General features: G+C 71.3%; 14 protein-coding genes and 2 pseudogenes. 9 read left to right on the forward strand and 7 right to left on the reverse strand.

Annotated features, from left to right (window positions below; translation table 11 throughout):
- Positions 1–156 precede the first annotated feature (156 nt).
- Both ACRRSS_RS17980 and ACRRSS_RS17985 read right to left on the reverse strand, forming a co-directional pair.
- Positions 157–765 (reverse strand): GDSL-type esterase/lipase family protein, encoded by a 609-nt coding sequence (locus ACRRSS_RS17980; RefSeq protein ID WP_435972147.1) that lies wholly within the window; start codon positions 763–765, stop codon positions 157–159.
- Between the two features lie 148 nt (positions 766–913).
- The gene (locus tag ACRRSS_RS17985) at positions 914–2515 is read right to left on the reverse strand and encodes a S8 family serine peptidase (RefSeq protein ID WP_435972148.1); all 1602 of its coding nucleotides are present in this window, start codon (positions 2513–2515) and stop codon (positions 914–916) included.
- Between the two features lie 1051 nt (positions 2516–3566).
- On the opposite strand from ACRRSS_RS17985, the gene ACRRSS_RS17990 reads away from it, so the two are divergent.
- Both ACRRSS_RS17990 and ACRRSS_RS17995 read left to right on the forward strand, forming a co-directional pair.
- Positions 3567–3953 carry a hypothetical protein gene (locus ACRRSS_RS17990; RefSeq protein ID WP_435972149.1) on the forward strand — a complete coding sequence of 129 codons (387 nt, stop codon included), beginning with the start codon at positions 3567–3569 and terminating at the stop codon, positions 3951–3953.
- A 27-nt stretch (positions 3954–3980) separates the two neighbouring features.
- Positions 3981–6599, forward strand: a complete 2619-nt coding sequence (locus ACRRSS_RS17995; RefSeq protein ID WP_435972150.1) for a LuxR C-terminal-related transcriptional regulator — start codon at positions 3981–3983, stop codon at positions 6597–6599.
- 93 nt (positions 6600–6692) lie between these two features.
- Here ACRRSS_RS17995 and ACRRSS_RS18000 read toward each other — a convergent pair whose 3' ends face one another.
- The 3 genes from ACRRSS_RS18000 to ACRRSS_RS18010 form a co-directional block, all read right to left on the reverse strand.
- Complete coding sequence (locus ACRRSS_RS18000; protein ID WP_435972151.1) at positions 6693–8096, reverse strand: sulfatase family protein; 1404 nt, start codon at positions 8094–8096, stop codon at positions 6693–6695.
- A gap of 98 nt (positions 8097–8194) precedes the next feature.
- Complete coding sequence (locus ACRRSS_RS18005) at positions 8195–8287, reverse strand: putative leader peptide (RefSeq protein WP_351910424.1); 93 nt, start codon at positions 8285–8287, stop codon at positions 8195–8197.
- Positions 8288–8617: 330 nt separating this feature from the next.
- The gene (locus ACRRSS_RS18010; protein ID WP_351910422.1) at positions 8618–8833 is read right to left on the reverse strand and encodes a DUF6243 family protein; all 216 of its coding nucleotides are present in this window, start codon (positions 8831–8833) and stop codon (positions 8618–8620) included.
- 398 nt (positions 8834–9231) lie between these two features.
- Between ACRRSS_RS18010 and ACRRSS_RS18015 the strand changes: the two are divergent.
- The 3 genes and pseudogenes from ACRRSS_RS18015 to ACRRSS_RS18025 all read left to right on the forward strand — a co-directional run.
- Positions 9232–9423: pseudogene (locus ACRRSS_RS18015) on the forward strand (hypothetical protein); the annotation flags it as partial.
- A 146-nt stretch (positions 9424–9569) separates the two neighbouring features.
- A complete protein-coding gene (locus ACRRSS_RS18020; RefSeq protein WP_435975526.1) occupies positions 9570–9698 on the forward strand; it encodes a hypothetical protein in 129 nt (42 codons plus the stop codon).
- A gap of 149 nt (positions 9699–9847) precedes the next feature.
- A pseudogene (locus ACRRSS_RS18025) lies at positions 9848–10032 on the forward strand (ABC transporter ATP-binding protein); the annotation flags it as partial.
- 383 nt (positions 10033–10415) lie between these two features.
- Here ACRRSS_RS18025 and ACRRSS_RS18030 read toward each other — a convergent pair.
- Positions 10416–11594 carry a cytochrome P450 family protein gene (locus ACRRSS_RS18030; protein ID WP_435972152.1) on the reverse strand — a complete coding sequence of 393 codons (1179 nt, stop codon included), beginning with the start codon at positions 11592–11594 and terminating at the stop codon, positions 10416–10418.
- Between the two features lie 339 nt (positions 11595–11933).
- On the opposite strand from ACRRSS_RS18030, the gene ACRRSS_RS18035 reads away from it, so the two are divergent.
- The 3 genes from ACRRSS_RS18035 to ACRRSS_RS18045 all read left to right on the forward strand — a co-directional run bounded on the left by ACRRSS_RS18035 (position 11934) and on the right by ACRRSS_RS18045 (position 13268).
- Positions 11934–12188, forward strand: coding sequence for a hypothetical protein (locus ACRRSS_RS18035; RefSeq protein WP_435972153.1), 255 nt, complete (start codon positions 11934–11936; stop codon positions 12186–12188).
- Positions 12188–12562: a toxin Doc gene (locus ACRRSS_RS18040; protein WP_435972154.1), complete on the forward strand. Its 375-nt coding sequence runs from the start codon at positions 12188–12190 to the stop codon at positions 12560–12562. Before ACRRSS_RS18035 ends, ACRRSS_RS18040 begins: the two co-directional genes overlap by 1 nt.
- A gap of 352 nt (positions 12563–12914) precedes the next feature.
- Entirely contained in the window at positions 12915–13268 is a 354-nt protein-coding gene (locus ACRRSS_RS18045; protein ID WP_435972155.1) for a hypothetical protein, read from the forward strand.
- Between the two features lie 692 nt (positions 13269–13960).
- Here ACRRSS_RS18045 and ACRRSS_RS18050 read toward each other — a convergent pair.
- Positions 13961–15904: a hypothetical protein gene (locus ACRRSS_RS18050; RefSeq protein ID WP_435972156.1), complete on the reverse strand. Its 1944-nt coding sequence runs from the start codon at positions 15902–15904 to the stop codon at positions 13961–13963.
- 811 nt (positions 15905–16715) lie between these two features.
- On the opposite strand from ACRRSS_RS18050, the gene ACRRSS_RS18055 reads away from it, so the two are divergent.
- Positions 16716–17060, forward strand: a complete 345-nt coding sequence (locus tag ACRRSS_RS18055) for a hypothetical protein (RefSeq protein ID WP_435972157.1) — start codon at positions 16716–16718, stop codon at positions 17058–17060.
- Positions 17061–17179: the final 119 nt, after the last annotated feature.

The following is a 17179-nucleotide window of genomic DNA, read 5'->3' on the forward strand; positions in this document are numbered from 1 at the left end:
AGCCGTGGGTCTCCGTGATCAGCATGGGGCGATTCCCGCCCTGGTCCTCGCCGCCCGGTGCCGACCGTCGTCGAGGGCCACCATCACGCGCTCGTCGTGGGGGAGGTCCTGGCCGCGGCTGTGCCGGAAGATCACGCCTGGAGCGCCGCGTCCTGGTCAGCGGTGCGGGTCGGTGATCCAGTCGTGCCACAGGTCGGCGAGAACGAGGTCAGCCAGTTTCGTGTAGCCGCCGCTGCCGGGATGGGCGCCGTCGCCGGCCAGTGCCTCCCTGATCCAGGTGGCGTCTTCGGCGAGCGCCCGGGTCGTGGCGATGAACGGCACCTGACGCTGACCGCAGATCGCGGCCATCTCCTCGGCGAGTTCCAGGGCCCGCCGCAGATGGGCCTCACCCGCCCCGACGACGGGCGGAGGGCCGATCACCAGCGCGGTCACCCCCCGCTGCCGGCTCCCGTCGAGGATCGACGCCAGGTTGTCCAGGCAACGGGCCGGGTCGACGCGGACGCGGCCGTCCTCCTCCACGGTGTCGTTGCTTCCGAAGGAGACGATCAGGCGGTTGTCGGCGCCCGGCAGGGTCCGGGGCTCCACCTCCTGCCAACAGCGACGCAGGACGTCGTCGGAGGTGTTGCGCCGTATGCCGAGATTGAAAGGCGTCACCTCACTGGCCGTTGCCTGCAGAACTCTGCCGACCCAGCCACGGTGTTCCGGGTCGCCGATCCCCTGGACGAAGGAGTCACCGATGAAGGAAACGCGTATGTCCCTGCTCATCAGGTCAATCTACGGGCCGTCACCACGTCGTGGAGCACGCCGTAGAGCTCGTGTACGACGAGACCGGCTCCGCCCCCGGCGTACGTCGTCGGGGGCGGAGCCGCACCCCGGGATGGGGAGCCGGGTGCGCGAGGTGGGAGGCGCGGGGTCAGAACTGAAGCGACCAGGCGTTGATGTAGCCGGTGTCGTTGACCCAGTTGTCGGTGGCGCGGAGCTTCCAGGCGCCGTTGGCGGCCTTGGTGGAGGCGTTGACGGTGAACGTGCCCTGGATGTGGTCGGCGCCGTCGGCGGAGTTGTAGTTCTTCAGGAGGAACACGCCACCGTCGGGGGCGACCAGTTCCACCTTGACGTCGCCGCGGAAGGTGTGGCGGATGTCGACGCTGACGGCGAGGTTCGAGGGGGCGTTGCCCGTGATTCCGGTGACCGTGACGGGTGACTCCACGGTGGCGTTGTCACGGATCTGGTAGTCGTCGGTGTTCTCGAACTTCGTGCCGGTGGGCGGGGTGGTGTCACCGGTACCCGTGTACAAGAGCTTGTTCGGGGAGCCGGCGCGGGGGTCGGTGACCTTGTCGGAGGTGGCGTCGGCGACCAGCTTGTCGCGGACCTGGGCAGGTGTCCAGGTCGGGTTGGCGGAGAGCAGGAGGGCCGCCGCGCCGGCGACGTGCGGCGCGGCCATGGAGGTGCCGCTCATCGACTGGGAGCCGGAGTCACCGGAGTTGGACGTGGAGACGATGCTGTCGCCGGGAGCGAAGATGTCCAGGCAGGTGCCGTAGTTGGAGCCCTGGCCGTTGGACCAGCCGGTGGCACGGGCGTCCCGGCTGTTGGTGGCGCCGACGGTGAGGGCGGACGGGGTGGAGGACGGCGAGTAGGAACACGAGTCGGCGTTGTTGTTGCCGGCCGCGACGACCCACGTGACTCCGGAGGCTATGGAGGTGGCGACCGCGTCGTTCACGGACTGGGTCTTGCCTCCGCCGATGCTCATGTTGGCCACGGCCGGCTTGACCGCGTTCTTGGTGACCCAGTCGATGCCCGCGAGAACGGGGGCCCAGGTGTCACCGGAGGTGCCCTGGCAGTTCAGTACGCGAACGCCGATCAGCTTGACCCCCTTGGCGACGCCGTACGAGCTGCCGCCGACGGTGCCTGCGACGTGGGTGCCGTGTCCCTGGCAGTCGGAGGCGTTGGAGTCGTTGTCGATGAAGTCGTATCCGCTGACCGCGCGGCTGCCGAAGTCGCCGTGGCTCATGCGGATGCCGGTGTCCACGATGTACGCGTTCACGTTGGAGGCCGTGGTGCCGTAGGTGTAGCTCTTGTCCACGGGAAGGTTGCGCTGGTCGACGCGGTCCAGGCCCCAGGAGGGCGGGCTGGGCTGGGTGCCGACCGCGTACGCCGCCGCGTCGGCCTCCACGCGGGCCACCGACGGGTTGCCGGCCAGTTCCCGTGCCTCCCCCTCGCTCATCCGCACCGCGAAGCCGCGCAGTGCGGCGGTGTACGTGTAGCGCAGGCTGCCCGCGTGCCGCTGGGCCAGCGCCTTCGCGGAGGCGGGCACGTCGGCCCGGGCGACCGAGTCCTTGAAGGTGACGATGTAGGAGCCTTCGACGGCGCCGGGGCGGTCGGCGCCGACGATGCGGCCTTCGCCGCCCGGCGGCGTGGGCACGGCGGTGGCCGACGCGGTGGAGGCGGCCACGGCCAGCAGGGCGGCACTGGTACTGACGGCGAGCAGGCGCCGGACGGCGCGAGCTTCGAACTCCATGTCTGTGTACTCCCTTGAGAGGTGTCCGGACCCGGCTCGGGTCCGGAGGGCGGCATCCGTCGCTTCGGGGGACTCCGGACACGCGCCGCCGGGGTGGGGCAGCGCGTGTCCGGGGGGGTCGCCGCCGACCGGCCAGGCAGGTCAGACCTGTAGGGATCATGACAATGTCGGCCGTGGGTGCTCGGGTGGTCGCCTTCGGGTGTCGGCGCCCACCACGGCGGGACGTGACGGGACGGGGCGTGATGTGACGGGTCGTGCGTTGTGCGTCGTGTGTCGTCCGGAGTCCGAATGACAGAGGTCCGGTCACGCCGAACGACCGCGTGGGGTGCTGCCACCCCGTACGTCCACCGGCTGGGGAACCGCGGCGTACGGGGACGGCGTCACCGGACCGCCCAGAGCTTCGGCCACAGGGGAGGAGCGCAGCAATCCGTACCGCTACCCAAAGAGCAGCGAGCGGGGGACGGCGGGGGCAGTGGGGGAGGGGATGCGGGGACGGGGAGCATGCCGCCCGACGACTGCCGCCCGGGCCACCCGGTCCACCCGGTCCACCCGGGAATCCAGGCACCCAGGTGCCGAGCCACCCATGCCCCCGGAGGCCCCGAAGGCCCCGAAGGTCCCGAAGGACCCGAAGAAGCCGGAGAACCCGGAGAACCCGGAGAACCCGGGAGCCCACGCCCTACCCATCCGGCACCCACCAAGCGTCCGGCGCAATCACTAGGTGCCCGTCCCCTATTGCGACTTCGGTCCTTCTCCGGGTAGACCACCTGCTCAACGGATGCTGAGAGGTCGGGCAGGGCAGATCGTCGCTCGCCGAACAGGGGTTCCGGCCGAAGGGCCACCGCGACGTCCGGCGGACCCTCCGAGTGAGGCGGCGGTGAAAGGCGGAGCCGTGCAGAGACACCCTTTCGATACGGGCCACAGCGAAGAGGCGGCCGTAGCGGGCGGTTTCGTCGGCCGGCACGAGGAGGCCCGACGCCTGCGGGAAGCCCTACGTGGGGGGCAGAGCCTCACGGTCGTACGCGGGGAAGCCGGGACGGGAACGTCGCGGCTCGTGGACGAGGTGCTCGGCGGGAGGGAGTTCGCGGAGTGGACCCACCTGCGCGGGACGTGCTTCGGCGGCAGCGTGACCGTCGTACCGTCGGCCCCCTTGCGTGCGACGTGCCCCAGCCCCGGCCTGAACGGGGAACCGTCGGCCGACAAGCGCCATCCGCTCCCCAGCGCCGTCGCCGTCGCCGTCGCCAGCGCCGGCCCCAGCGCCAGCGCCAGCGGCGACGACGGTGGCGGCAACGGCGACGACGTGAATGCGATGCCGCTGAGTGCCGTGACCGATGCCCTGGCCGGACTGCCGTACCGCCCCGGTCTCCCCGTCCGGCCGTTCCCCCCGGTGACCGGTGTCGTGGGACTCGTCGTACCCGAGCTGGCCGACCGGCTGCCGTGACCACCCGGGGCGGCGGGCGACCCGGAGGTGCGACGCGGACTGCTCCCCCGCGCGATCGGGGCGTTCCTGGCATCACTCGGTGACACCGTGCTGGTCCTGGAGGAGATCCATCACGCGGACCCGGCAACCGTCCGCCTGCTCCACCACCTGGCGGGAGCGATGCCGACCGGACTGCGGCTCGTCGTCACCGAGGACGCCGCACCGGGGCTACCGGTGCTGGGTGTCCGTGGGACGGGAGGCACCCGCTTCGAGGAGGTCGGCCTGCGGCCCTGGACGCCGGAGGAGACGGACGAGTGCGTCCGGCGGTGGCTCGGCGGCCGCCGGCCGGTACGGACGGACGAGCGCCGGGACCTCGCGGCGCTCGTTCACGACCTGTCGGGCGGACTGCCCGGGGCCGCCGTGGCACTGCTGGAGGAGGCCGGCGAACTGCTGAGGGCGGGCGGGTCGGACGGCACGCCCACCGGGGCGTTGCTCACAGCCGTACGGGAGACGGGGGTGCCCGTTCGCGTGCGGCGTGAGCTGGCCCGGCGGTGTGCTCCGCTCACCGGGGACGCTCGTCGGATGGTCGCCGCGGCGGCGGTCCTCGGCCGTCCCGTGCCCGTCGACCTCCTGGCAGAGGTGGCGGACGTCGCACCCGAACGAGCAGACGCGGCCGTGGACGCGTGCGGACGACAGTCCGTACTGCGGACCGAGGGACCCTGCCCCGCCTTCCGGCATCCGCTGGATCGCCGGGCCGCGCTGGAGCGGGTACCGGGGCCCGACCTGGCCCGGCTGAGCCTGCGTGCCGCCCGCGTCCTGCACCGGAACGGCGACGGGCCGCTGCCGCTGACCGACCTCGCCCGGCTGTACACGGCCGCCGGACGCGTCCGCGACGGCGTGCGCTTCCTTGTCGCGGCTGCCGACCGGGCCGCCGCCTCCGGCGACTACGCCACCGCCACCAGCCTCTACACCCGTGCCGTCGCCGAGGATCCGCGTGCCGGAGGACGTATCCGAACCGCCGCGAAACTGGCCCGCACGGCGCAACTGGCGCGCGCCGGCGAGCACGTGGTGGCCGCCGTGCGGACGGTCCTGGACGAGGACGATCCGCCACCGCGTCTGCGCGGTGAGATCCGCCTGCACCTGAGCGTCGTCCTGCGCAACCAGAGCGGAGGGGCGCTGGACAGCCTCAACGAGGTGGCCCGCGCCATCCCGGACCTGGAGGCGTCCGACCCGCAGACCGCGGCGCGCGCCATGGCGGTCGCCGCCATCCCCTCCATCCAGGGCTGGCCCGTCGGCCGGCACCAGGACTGGCTGGACCGTGGTGAGACGCTCGTCGAGAGGGTCACCGATCCGGTGGCCCGCGCCGCCATCGCCGCCAACCGGGCCACCGCGTTGATGCTGCTGGGAGACCCGCGGGCCTGGCTCGCCGCGGAAGCCCTGCGCGGTCCGGCCGGATCCGCGATGGAGGCGGCGCACCACGCCCGGGGCTGGACCAACCTGGCGCACGCGTCCAGCGCCCTCGGTTACGGTGCCCGAGCGCGGGACTTCCTCGACCGGGCCGTCGACGGGCTCGCCGACTCCAGCAGCCCGTACCTCGAAGGTCTCGTCCAGACCGCACGGCTCGTCCTCGCCTGGCACGCGGGCCACTGGCACGACCTGCACGCCGCCGCCGACCACACCACCCGGCTCTACCAGGAGATACCCGACCTGACCGCCGAGGCGATGCTGGTCCGCGGCCTGACCGCGTTGCACGTGCTCGGCGACGTTCCCCGGGCCCGCCACGACCTCGCGGAGGCCGCCCGCACCACCCGTTACGACACGGGGTTCATCCTCACCGCCTCGGCCGCCGCCACCGCCCGCGTCCACCTCGAAGCCGGACGGCCCGGACAGGCCTGCGACGCCGTCGAGCCGGTCCTGCGGCGGCTGGAACGCACCGGCGGCTGGGTGTGGGCCGGCGAGGTGCTGCCCGTCGCGGTCGAAGCCCTCCACGGGAGCGGTCAGACGTCGCGCGCCCGACGACTCGTCGACGACTTCGCGGCCGGGACCGAGGACCGCGACGCACCCGCTCCACGCATCGCCCTGACCATGTGCGAGGCACTGCTCGCCCAGGCCGCAGACCGGCCGGACGAGGCGGCCGGACTGCTGACGGACGCCGAGACGCGATGGCGACAGCTCGGCCGGCCCCTCGACGCCGCGCGGGCCGCGGAGGCCCGAGGACGCTGCCTGCTCGGCCTGCACGGCGATTCGGCGGCAGGCGGCATCCAGGACGTGGTCGAGGTGTACCGCCGGCTGGGCGCCCGCTGGGACGTGGCCCGCTGTCAACGACTCCTTCGGCGCCACGCCATCGTCACCACCCACCGCCGCGGCCGCATCGGTTACGGCGACCAGTTGTCCCCGCGCGAACAGGAGGTCGCCCGCCTCGTCGTCCAGGGCCGAGCCAACCGGGACATCGCCGAGAGCCTGGTGCTCTCCACCCGGACCGTGGAACATCACGTGGCACGCATCATGCGGAAGCTGAACGCCTCGTCCAGGACCGACATCGCCCTGACGGGGTGGAGGGACGACGAGAGCACGGCCTCGGGCCCGGGCGGAGCGCCAGGGACGACCGCGGCCGGGGAGGTGCTTCTGCCGTCCCCCCGGAGCGGGAAGGGCAGGGGATGCGAGTAGCCTCCGCCTGAACCACCGCCCCCTCCACGCCCTCGCGTCCTCCTCCGGGGGCATCACCGCTGCCCCCGGATCCCCTGACGCGGTCGTCGTGGATCAGTAGCGGAGCAGTCCGGCGTCGATCCGCTCCCACGCGGCACGCAGTTCGGCGAGCCGGACCGGTTCGAAAGGCGCCCGGTCGGCTTGCTCGCGGGCGTCCTCGGACAGGTGGAAGAGCTGGTCGCGACCGGACTTGCCGCGGTAGTACTTCCAGTCGCCACGGCGCAGTGCCCGTTCGCCGCGCACCCGCCAGAAGAGGTCGCGCTCCGGCGGCTCGGTGCCGCGCAGCAGATGCCCGGCGAGGCTGGTGCCGTCGAGGGGGTACGCCGGATGGGGGCGGGCACCCGCCAGGTCGAGCAGGGTCGCCGTCCAGTCGGGAGTGAACACCGGCAGGTCGCTGACCTGGCCTCCGTCGACCCGGGCGGGCCAGCGCAGGATGGAGGGAACACGGATGCCGCCCTCCTGGAGTGAGCCCTTGTTGCCCGCGAGGGGCCAGTTGTAGGAGAAGCGTTCGCCACCGTTGTCGCTGGCGAAGAAGACGAGAGTGTCCTGGTCCTGGCCGGAGCGCTTCAGCGCCTTGAGGACCTGTCCGATCGAGCGGTCGAGGTCCTCGACCATCTCCTTGTACTTCTCGACGGAGCCGCCGTCCTGGTGCCAGAGCGCGGACCGGTCGCCGGCCTTGATACGACGGACGATCTCCGCGCCGGCCTCCTCGTCGCCGTCGGCGATCCAGGGCCAGTGCGGGGTGGTGAAGTTCAGGTTGAGCAGCCAGGGCTTGTCGTGGTCACGGCTGACGTACTCGCTCGCCCGCTCGGTGAGTATCCGCGTGTAGTAGCGCAGATCCTTGTACTCGGCGTCACCCTCGTAGAGGTCGTACTCGCCGCCGAGACCGAGCTTGGAGTAGTACTCCAGGGCCCCGCCGAAGTTGCCGAAGAACTCGTCCCATCCGGATCGGGTGGGGGAGTAGTCGGGCAGGTAGCCGCAGTGCCACTTGCCGATCAGGGCCGTGGCATAGCCGGAATCCCGCAGGAGCGAGGCGAGCGTCGGGTGGGTGGGTTCCAGGCCGACGGACTTGTCGGCGATCGGCTCGGCCAGCCCTCCCTTCGTACGTCCCGGGTACCGGCCCGTGTAGAGGCTGAAGCGGGTGGGGGAACAGGTCGCGGACCCGGAGTAGGCGTCGGTGAATCTGACACCCTCCCGGGCGAGACGGTCCAGGTGCGGCGTGCGTATGTGCGGGGAGCCGTAGGAGGAGAGGTCGGCCCAGCCGAGGTCGTCGCCCAGGATGAAGAGGATGTTGGGCCGTCGGGAATGGCGGCGGGGGTGCGCGGCACGGAAGGGACGCTCCTGCGGGTCGGCCGTCGGGCTCGCCTGCGCGGCGGGCGCGGTGACGCCGAGGGCAGCCACGGCAGCGGCGCCGGCGGCGACCCCGCCCAGGGCGCGGCGGGACAGGGGTGTGGACATACAGACCTCCAGCAGGACGTGCGGACATGCCTCCGGAGCCCTGCTGTGCAGGGCGAACCGAGGAGCATGGAAGTACGAGGTGAGTGGACGGACAGCCGTCAGCGGCAGCGACAGACAGCGCTCGCGACACGGACAAGGTCCACGTGTCGCCGCTGAACGAGGGTGACCGAAGGGTCACGCGAGGGCTGCATGAGCCAGGAGTCTCGCCGAGGCGATGGGGGCCGTCAACCGCGAACGGGCAGGTTGACGCGCGTAGTTCGCATGATCGACATGACCACCGACCCCCGGGAGGCCGGCACGCGCACGAAGGGCCGGACGATCATGTGGCTGGCGTAGCATCCGCCTGTCCGGGCGCATGTCCTGTCGCGTGCGAGCGGCCGAGAACTGAGCGGGACCAGCGGCGCCCGGTGCGGCAGCAGGGGCGCGACACGGCAGCAGGGCCGCGACGCGGAGCAGGGCTCGGACCGCATGTCGCGGTCCGAGCCCTGCTCCGTACCGTGCGGCCCTGGGGCCGCACGGCGTCAGCTCTGTGCGGTGTCGTCGCCCGTCTGCCCGGCGGCCTCGGCTGCGCCTGCCTTCTCGCGCATCTTGCGCACCAGCTCCGCCTTCTGGTCGGCGGCGCCCTGGCGGTCGAGGTTGCGGTGGGGACCGTTGTTCTGCCGTTCGGCGCGGGACAGCCTCTTGCGCTGTCCGCCGCCCTGGCCCACGGGGTTGTTGATGTTCTTGCTCACGGTCATGGGTTCTCCCGGGAATGATGTGAAGTGATCGACGGATTCATCGGTGGGGGATGGGCGCGGCGACGCGAGGGACGTCAGCGGGGGCCCATCACGCTCTCACTCGTAAATCAGCGGCTGGAAGAACATGTCAAAGACGTTACCTGGTTCCGTCGACCCCGCACACCAAGCTTCTCGCCGCCCCGGCGTCGGCCGGGCCTTCGTCGGCCACGTGAGTGCCCGAGATGTGCGGCCTCTCCAAACACCTTCGCATGTACTGCGAGAATGACAGCAGAAACGTAAAATTTCTTTACTGTGCTTGCGCTAATCTTGCGTTCATGGCGCGATGACTTGCTCAGGTAGCGACAAAGGTGGGAGTCGGCGAAGCCGCGATCAGTCGGGTTCTCAACGGCAAGCCCGGGACCGGCGGCGGCGAGATGCCCGACGTGAAGATCACCAACGTCCGCATCGACAAGTCGGTCAACGGCTCCGGCATCCTCGCGATGAGCGGCGCCCGAGGCAGCGCCACCCTGACCGGCGTGACCATCACCAACTCGGCCGAGGGCAACGTCCTCGTCGAGCCCGGCTCACAGTGCGTCATCAACACCCCGTAACACCGTCGCCGGTGCCTGAGGCACGGTGAGAACCAGGGTCCGGCCACGGCGGTGGCCGGACCCCCTGGCCAGAACGGCGGCCACTCCGTGAGGCCACCCGGGGTCTGCGGCACGGATGTCCCTCGCCCGCACACCCCGGAACTCAGGTGGAACTCCAGCGGACCGAGGGGCCTCGACAACGTCATGTCGGCCTCCTCACAAACAAGGACGCCGATATCGACAAGCTCCTTGCCACCGCCGAGACCCAGGTCAACCAGGTCCTCGCCAACCAGTAGGCGGGGGGGTGGGGCAGGTGCCCGCCCCACCCGCCCGCCGACATCGCATACGACCGGCCACTCCTACCGCCCGACACGTACGGGCTCCGAAACCGACAGACAGTACCAAGGAGTGATGATGTCGGCCCCCAGCCTGATTCCAAGGACCGATCGTCGTTCCGGCGGCGGCGCTGTTGGTGATGAGGCTCCGGGGCCGCCTGCGGGGCCAGAACCGCGTGGGGGAGATGACCACACTCATCCCCATCACCCGGTCCCACGGCCTGGAGCACGCGGCCCTCGGCCGGGGAACGCCTCGCTGCACGAGGTCCGCTCGGCGGACATCCGGCTCGATCTTCACCACACTGCTCGGCCTCGCTCCGGTCCTGAGCAGGGCTTGGAGTCGGGTGGCAGGCCTTGCCGGGCGTTCCCACGGGTGGCACGCCTGGCCGGCTGCGAAGCCCGTACGGCTCCACCCGGCACGGCCCCGAAGAAGAGCGCGTAGGGAAGATTAGAGACAGCAGGAACAGGCGAGCCCCGCGGTCAGGAAGCCCAGGACGGCTTCGACCTCCAGGTTGATGTCCCAGCTCGGCGCACACCTCGCTCATATCTGACCCGAACGGGTCCTTACCGTGCTCCCGGCCGCCCTGAGGGGGTCGTGGCACCGACCGTTCCCCCCCACGCCCACACCTTGCTCGTGCACGGGCGGAGGAGTTCTGGTCCGCAGCGGGTAGCACTCCTTCACGTCAGGACAGGCAACGATTCCAAGCCCCGGATCAGCCGGGTCCGTCGCCAACGCAGCTCGCCAGGAGGTTGGGCGAGCCGGATTCCCGGGAATCTGGCGAGCAGTGAGCGTATGGCGATCTCCATCTCGGCCTTGGCCAGGGGCGCACCGACACAACGATGGATGCCATGGCCGAAGGCGAGGTGAGCAGCCGCGTCCCGGTCCAGATCGAGCTGGTCCGACGCCGGGAACCGCGCTGGGTCTCGGTTGGCCGCCCCGAGGGCGACCAGGACCGGGACGCCGGTCGGGATGGCGGTACCGCCGAGCGTGATGGCCTCCGTGGTGAACCGGAAGGTGGCCGTACTCATCGAGGAGTCGAAGCGGAGGAGTTCGTCCAGCGCGGCTGGGATCTCGTCCGGATACGCCCGAAGACGATTCAACGCGGCCGGGTGCTTGAGCAGCGCCAGGACAGCGTTGCCAAGGGCACTCGCGGTGGTCTCGTGACCCGCCACGAGCAGCAGCACGGCCAGGGCGACCAGCTCCTCCTCGCTCAGGCGGTCGCCTCCATCGCGCGCCGAGATGAGTCGGTCGAGAAGGGAGCTGCCCGGGTCCCGGCGCTTGGCGGCGATGAGGCCCGTCATGTAGTCCGCCATCGCGTGAGAGGCCGTATCGATGACGTCGGGCTTTCCTGCCGCGAACAGTTCCGCGGACCAGCGCTGGACGTCGGACCGGTCGGCCTCCGGGACTCCGAGCAGCTCACAGATCACGATGACCGGCAGTGGTACCGCCAAGCCGGCAACGAAGTCGAACGGTTCGCCGGCGCGCCGCTGGTCCAACAGCTCGTTCGTGACCCGGGCGATGTAGGGGCGCAGCTCCGCGACGGCCCCCGTGGTGAACGCCTTCGTCACCAGCTTGCGCAGCCGGGTGTGCTGGGGCGGGTCGCTGGCCAGCATGGTGTGAGCGACCGCGGGGTGCAGGCGGCGTCGTGACCCCTTGCCTGAGAAGTACGCCGCCGTGTCCTTCGAGAGCCGAGCGTCGCCGAGGGCCTCGCGGGCTTCCGCGTAGCCGGTGACCAGGTAGCCGGGACGCCCACCGGAACCGGCGGGCACGGGCCGCACCGGCCCTGCGGCCTGCACGGCCGCATAGGCCTGAGAGGGGTCCTGGAGGCAGTGGAGGTCCTGAGTCGGGTCGGTCATGATCTCAGACTCCAACGGGTTCGGACTGGCTGTTGTCGGCGACAAGCCCGACGCGGTAGACGTAGCCGTCCGATCCACGGACACCGCAGAGTCTACGGAGGCAGCCAGAGGGTAGTGGCGATGGGTGCTGCGCCGGTCAGGCAGACACGAGGGCACGTGCGAACAGATCGACGTGGCGGTTGCGCAAGCTGCTCGTCCGGGCGAGCGGGTGCCAGGCGTCCGCCGCGACGGCGGAAGCAGAATCCACTGCGGTGGGCGAAGTACCGGTCCGGACCAGTCGGCAAGCATCGGCGACGTCATCCATGGCGTGGCGAGGTACCACGTAGGTACCATCGGGATATGCCGTCCTTGAACGTCACCTACACCGACGAGGAGCTGGAGGAGGTCCGCGCAGCGGCGGCCGCCGAAGGCAAGTCCCTCAAGCAGTACGTCCACGACCTGTCGTTGCGCGAACGCCGGCGTCGCCAGTTCGTCCGCTACGCCGTCTCCTGGGGCGAAGCGCACCAGGCCGAGTTCGACGACGCCTTCCCCGACGACGCCTTCCCCGACGAAGCCCCGCCCGCCACCCGCGACCGCGGGGCGGACGCCGCCTGATGATCCTTCACATCGACGTCCCCTGGCTCCTGGACGTCCAGGAACAGGCCGTCCCCGAAGACGTCAGCATCGCCGACTACTCCGCTCTCGTCGCCGCTGTAGCCCGCCACAGAACCCGCATTCCGCGCCCCACCACGGCCGACCCCGACCCGGCCTGGCGCGCCGCAGCCCTCCTGCACACCCTGATCCGCCTGCAACCCCTGCCGCACCGCAACAGCCTGTACGCCTGTCAGGTCACCGCGGCCTACATGCACGCCTCCGGCGAGGGCCTCGACCCGCCGCACGGTGCCATGGTCGACCTCGTCCGCGACATCCAGGCCGGCAGGACCACCGTCTACCAGGCCGCGGATCGCATCCGAACCTGGCGCAGCTGAACCACCCCCGCCCTAACACCGAGAGGGATCGGCGACAGTCACGGCGCGCGGCCGGGCTCCAGCGGGTCGACGGCGGGGCGGCCGGAACGACCTGATCGCACAGGGCGAGTACCGCACCACACACGGCACCGTTCGCGGGCCACGCAGTCCGCCGACATCGAACAGCGCGGCTGGATAGGCGATTGCTTCTGGCCCTCTCGCTTACGAGGAATGCCGAACGGTCCACCGCTGCGCAGCAGCGAGGCGGTTACCTCGCATGCAAGATCAGCCGCCGTGCTCCGATGACGTTTTCACCGGGCGTGGGCAAGGAATTCGATGAACAGCAGCAACACAACACGGATCGGCGGACGCCATGGTGAGGTTTCAAGAACTGGAGACGGCGCTTCCGTCGATGGTGCAGTGGCGTGTGAAGGAGGGACGCAGTATCGATTGGTGCGTCCTGGAGAAAGCCCTCGGGACGGTGTTGCCCTCGGACTTCCGCTCCCTGGCGGAGGCGTATCCGACCCTGGTCATCGACGACTTCCTGATGGTGTCCGTGCCCCGGCCCGGTACTGAGGCGTCCTGGGCGGCCGAGTCCAGGGAGGACGAGATCCTTCAGGACCTGTACGAGATGGGCGACACTGAGCACTACGTTCCCTACCCGGAGTCGGGAGGCCTGATTTCCTGGGCGGAGTCCAACGCGGGCGACTGCTTCTACTGGGTTTGAGCGACAGCATCGACTGAACGGCTGCCGCGCCGCCCGCCCGGCGGGTGGACTGACTCACGCAAGGTGTACATCTCGCCGACTCCGTGCGAGCCGGAGGCCAGGAAACGCTGGTCTTCGTCTCCGGGAACGACACCGGCGACCTCGTGGATCTCGCCGCCGTCGGGGTCGGGCCGAGGAGGGAGCCACCTCACGCGAGGGCGCAGCCGCACCAGGAGCAGCGGGAGCCTGCAGGCTGGGTCGCGAAGGCACCGGTCACGTGAACGCGCGTCCGACGGCCGGGGGAGGGACCTGCTTGCGCCACATCGGAGGGAGTGCCGTAGCCGACCCAGGCCAAGGCCTGAACCCGAGTGGGCGCGGACCGGCAGCCTGAACCGGGCTGCCAGCGCCTGGCGGCGGCTCACGCCGGCGATGGCCCGGCTGTCTTCGACTGGCTGGTCGAGGTCTTCGAGTACGCGGCTCCCGGCACCCTGGCCCTGCCCTGATCAACGCTGACCATGAGGAGGGATAGGGCCGGTCCAGCGGAGCACTGACGTGCCGGGCCCTTCGACGGCCTGACGTGGAGGTCCTGCAGGTGGCACTGCCTCAACAGCGGTGTGACTGAAGTGAGTTCGTGCGCCACGGCAGCGGGGTCGGCGGCCCTCGGCCCCCTCACGACAGACCGGCAAACGCAACGCCCCGGCGGGCGGCGGGGGTCAGCGTCTGACCGCCACGGCTGCCGCGGCCGCGGTCAGGATGCGGCGTAGGACGGGAACCGGGATCGCCGGATTCGTGACCGCCGCGCATGCCGTGTCGCTGTAGTGCAGCAGCCCGGCGAGGACGCGGGCAGGCAGCCGCGGATGGCGCATCGCGGCCCCACGGACGTCGGCCACTGGGTCGTTGAGCAGCCACACCGCGTCGGCCGGTGACAGCCGAGGGTCCGCCGCCGCGCGGCGGCGCACCTCGGCTGCGGGATCGCGGGCGAGACGTGCGACGTCGGCAGGCGTGGACTCCGGATCGTCCAAGGCCAGGCGGCGCATCCGCCCATCGGGGTCGCCTGCGTAGCGCAGCAGGCCCGTACGAGGGAAGCGGGGGTGACTGCGAGGGCGGTCGGGGTGAGAGAGGCTGCCGTCCCACCAGCGCCAGACCTCCAGCAGCATCTCGGCCGGCGCGTCATCGCAGGATTCGGCGAGAAACAGGCGGACCGTCCGGTCCTCGTCCCCCGCCAGACGCTCCACGACGTCCGGTGGAAGACGCCGGGCGCGGGCCACGCTTCGGCGGACGAGCGGATGAGACGACACCGCGAGGCGGCGCATCGCGTCGGCGTCACCGTGGAGGCCCTCGACCCAGGGCAGAGTGCGCGACATCGACGTCGGGTCGAAGTCGTAGCGCACCGCGGCACGCTGCTCCTCGTCGAGATCGGGCCGCAGCGCCACCAGAGAGCGGACGTCGCCGCAGGCGTCCTCCGCCAGGACGGCGACGCTGTGCGCACTGAGCCGCGGGTTGACGGCCAGCGCTCGGCGTACCTCCGGGTCCCCGTCCCGGACCAGCTCCGTCTCCAGCTCGGGCGAGAGACGGCACTGCTCGAGCGCGCGCCGTGGCGCGGGCAGCGATGCGAAGGCCTCGCGAGGCATGGGGACGGTGGTGTGGTGGGCGAGGAGTGCCGCCGTACGCACCGCTTCGTCGGTGTCGGCCAGCAGCCGCGCCCGAAGCGGCGCGGCGAGGTCCTCCCACCGGGCGCAGGCAGTCGCCCGCACCCTGGGATCGGCGTCGGCCGCGAGGCTGGGGAGGTGGTGTGCGGGGAGTCCCGGGAGTTCTGCGGCCTGAGCGCGGGACGGGCCGGCGAGGAAGCCGTCGTACAGGTCCTCGGGGAGTTCGACGCCCCAGACACAGGCGTGCTCGGCCCAGAGCACGCGTCGGCTCGGCGACGGTTCGGCGTGGACCAGGCGTACCCACTGATCGGACGTGAGCTTGGGCCGGAAGGTGTCGGCGGGCCGCGAGCGCACCTTCGGATCGGGATGTGTCACGGCGGCGTCGAGCACGGCGGGCCGGTCGCAGCCGTGCAGGAAGCCCACCTCCACATCCAGCAACCGGATCAGCAGCTCGTCCGGCGCGGCCGGATTGAACCCGATTCCCTCCGCCCAGTGCGAAGGCCATGCCGGCCGGCCGGGAACCGCCGCCCACACCTCGGCACGCTCGGCCCCCGTCTCGCGTCCTGCGGCCGAGGCAGCCTCCTGCAGCCGCTCCTGCAGTCGGTCGAGGGCTGTCACCCGAGGGCCGTCCGTGCCGGGCACCTCCGCCAGCAGCACCTGGCCGTCGAGGGAGAGCGCCACGAACCCGGGATCGCCGGTCAGCCCCGGCAGCGGTGTGCCGGTCAGCCCTGGTACACCGCTGCCGGTATGGCGAACCCGGGTCCACCAGGAGTCGTTACCCCCGATCCGATGACCGAGGACGGCCACGAGGAACTCGCCGTCCGCATCCGCGAGGCGGCGCCACCACGCGCCGCCGAGCTCTCCGCGGACCGCGCCGTCCGGCGCCGCGATCCCCCGCGCGATCCGCCAGCCGGCCTCCGGCGGCAGCAGGTTGCCCGGGCACATGTCCTCGACGACCGTGAGTCCGGCATGGGGGAGCAGCTCGTGGAGTTCCACTCGGTGTTGCACGCCGTCATGATCCCCGCCCCCTCGCGGCGGGGCAAGGCACTCGGTCCAAGCGCAACCGGCCCTCACCCGCATACACGTCATCGGCCGTGATGGTGTTCGGCCGCGCCTGCGATGACACGTCACCTCCTTCGCCTGGATGCTCGCTCGGCGCCAGGGTGAACGACTCCCGGAGTGGCTCGACGCCATCCGGCGGGACGACCTCCCCACCCTTGCCTTCCTCTTGGCCCTTCCCCCGAGCCCTCTAACGGCGATCCGCGTACCTGCCGTACCGATCCCAGAGCTGCTGTCCCGGTACGCCTGACGGATACGCGAGGCCCTCTGCGGACTGACTGCCCCAGGCCAGGAGCCGGTGTACGAAGAGAGGCGTGCGTCCAGGCGATGCCCCCTTGCCCCCAACGCAGACGCGGAGGTCGTGGCGGACATGAGCATCGGCAGGCCCGGACGTGGACAGACGTGCGGAGCCGGGGCGTCCCTACCGAGACCGGTCAGCAGACGGTAGACCCCGGTCAAGGGCGGCCGAGACGGCCAGGGGCCGGGTTACCTCCCGGGACCCGGGACAGATGGTCGAAGTGGCCCTCCGGGTCCACGCGGCGATGCTATGGGGGACTGGTCGGTCCCTCCCGCGTACGAGGCCCCCGTCCGACCGAGGTGCCGAGAAGGAGGCTGTCCGGGGGGCCTGCGGCGCCCGCGTGACGCCCACCCCCGACCGGGTGACGGCGGGGGCAGCTAGGCCGGGACGCGCTGCGGCGCGTGCGGTGCCGCAGTCAGACTGCGAAGGGCCGACCACCATCGCGTACACCGGAGCCCTCTCATGCCCCAGCCCTCCGGCCTCGGACCCACAGAGCCCGAGACCTTCCTGGCCGTGTGCAGCCACACCCACCTCTTTCCCGGCGCCCGCTGCCGCCTCCAGGGGCTGCCCGACCCCCAAGCGTTCGCCGCCCGGCCGCAGCCGGTCGAGGTGATCCTGCGTTTCTCGGACGCGGTCACCACCGACGCGGAGGTTCGCACCGACGGCGCGGCCGACGCGGTGCTGGCCGTCCCGGCCTACACGACCGGGGCGGGTACGCCGATCGATGGCCGTGTCTGGCTGGTCCGGGAGTTCGTCCGCAGGGGAGACGAGGTGGAGCTGACGATCGGCGGGATCGCCCCGGCCTGAGTGCCCGCCGGCCGCGAGGCGCTCCGGGCTCCCTGCCTGATCCACCCTCCGAGGCGTGCGTGGCGAGGCCCCGGCATCCAGACGCGCTCTGAAGCTGGAGTACTGCCGACCGCCCCGCC

It is taken from the genome of Streptomyces sp. Qhu_M48, from assembly GCF_051305195.1.
Taxonomy (GTDB): domain Bacteria; phylum Actinomycetota; class Actinomycetes; order Streptomycetales; family Streptomycetaceae; genus Streptomyces.

Bases quoted from the DNA above. Each gene is read 5' to 3' on its own strand.
- ACRRSS_RS17980 (WP_435972147.1), bottom strand. From the start codon at position 765: ATGAGCAGGGACATACGCGTTTCCTTCATCGGTGACTCCTTCGTCCAG.
- ACRRSS_RS17985 (WP_435972148.1), bottom strand. From the start codon at position 2,515: ATGGAGTTCGAAGCTCGCGCCGTCCGGCGCCTGCTCGCCGTCAGTACC.
- ACRRSS_RS18000 (WP_435972151.1), bottom strand. From the start codon at position 8,096: ATGTCCACACCCCTGTCCCGCCGCGCCCTGGGCGGGGTCGCCGCCGGC.
- ACRRSS_RS18005 (WP_351910424.1), bottom strand. From the start codon at position 8,287: ATGCAGCCCTCGCGTGACCCTTCGGTCACCCTCGTTCAGCGGCGACAC.
- ACRRSS_RS18010 (WP_351910422.1), bottom strand. From the start codon at position 8,833: ATGACCGTGAGCAAGAACATCAACAACCCCGTGGGCCAGGGCGGCGGA.
- ACRRSS_RS18030 (WP_435972152.1), bottom strand. From the start codon at position 11,594: ATGACCGACCCGACTCAGGACCTCCACTGCCTCCAGGACCCCTCTCAG.
- ACRRSS_RS18035 (WP_435972153.1), top strand. From the start codon at position 11,934: ATGCCGTCCTTGAACGTCACCTACACCGACGAGGAGCTGGAGGAGGTC.
- ACRRSS_RS18040 (WP_435972154.1), top strand. From the start codon at position 12,188: ATGATCCTTCACATCGACGTCCCCTGGCTCCTGGACGTCCAGGAACAG.
- ACRRSS_RS18045 (WP_435972155.1), top strand. From the start codon at position 12,915: ATGGTGAGGTTTCAAGAACTGGAGACGGCGCTTCCGTCGATGGTGCAG.
- ACRRSS_RS18055 (WP_435972157.1), top strand. From the start codon at position 16,716: ATGCCCCAGCCCTCCGGCCTCGGACCCACAGAGCCCGAGACCTTCCTG.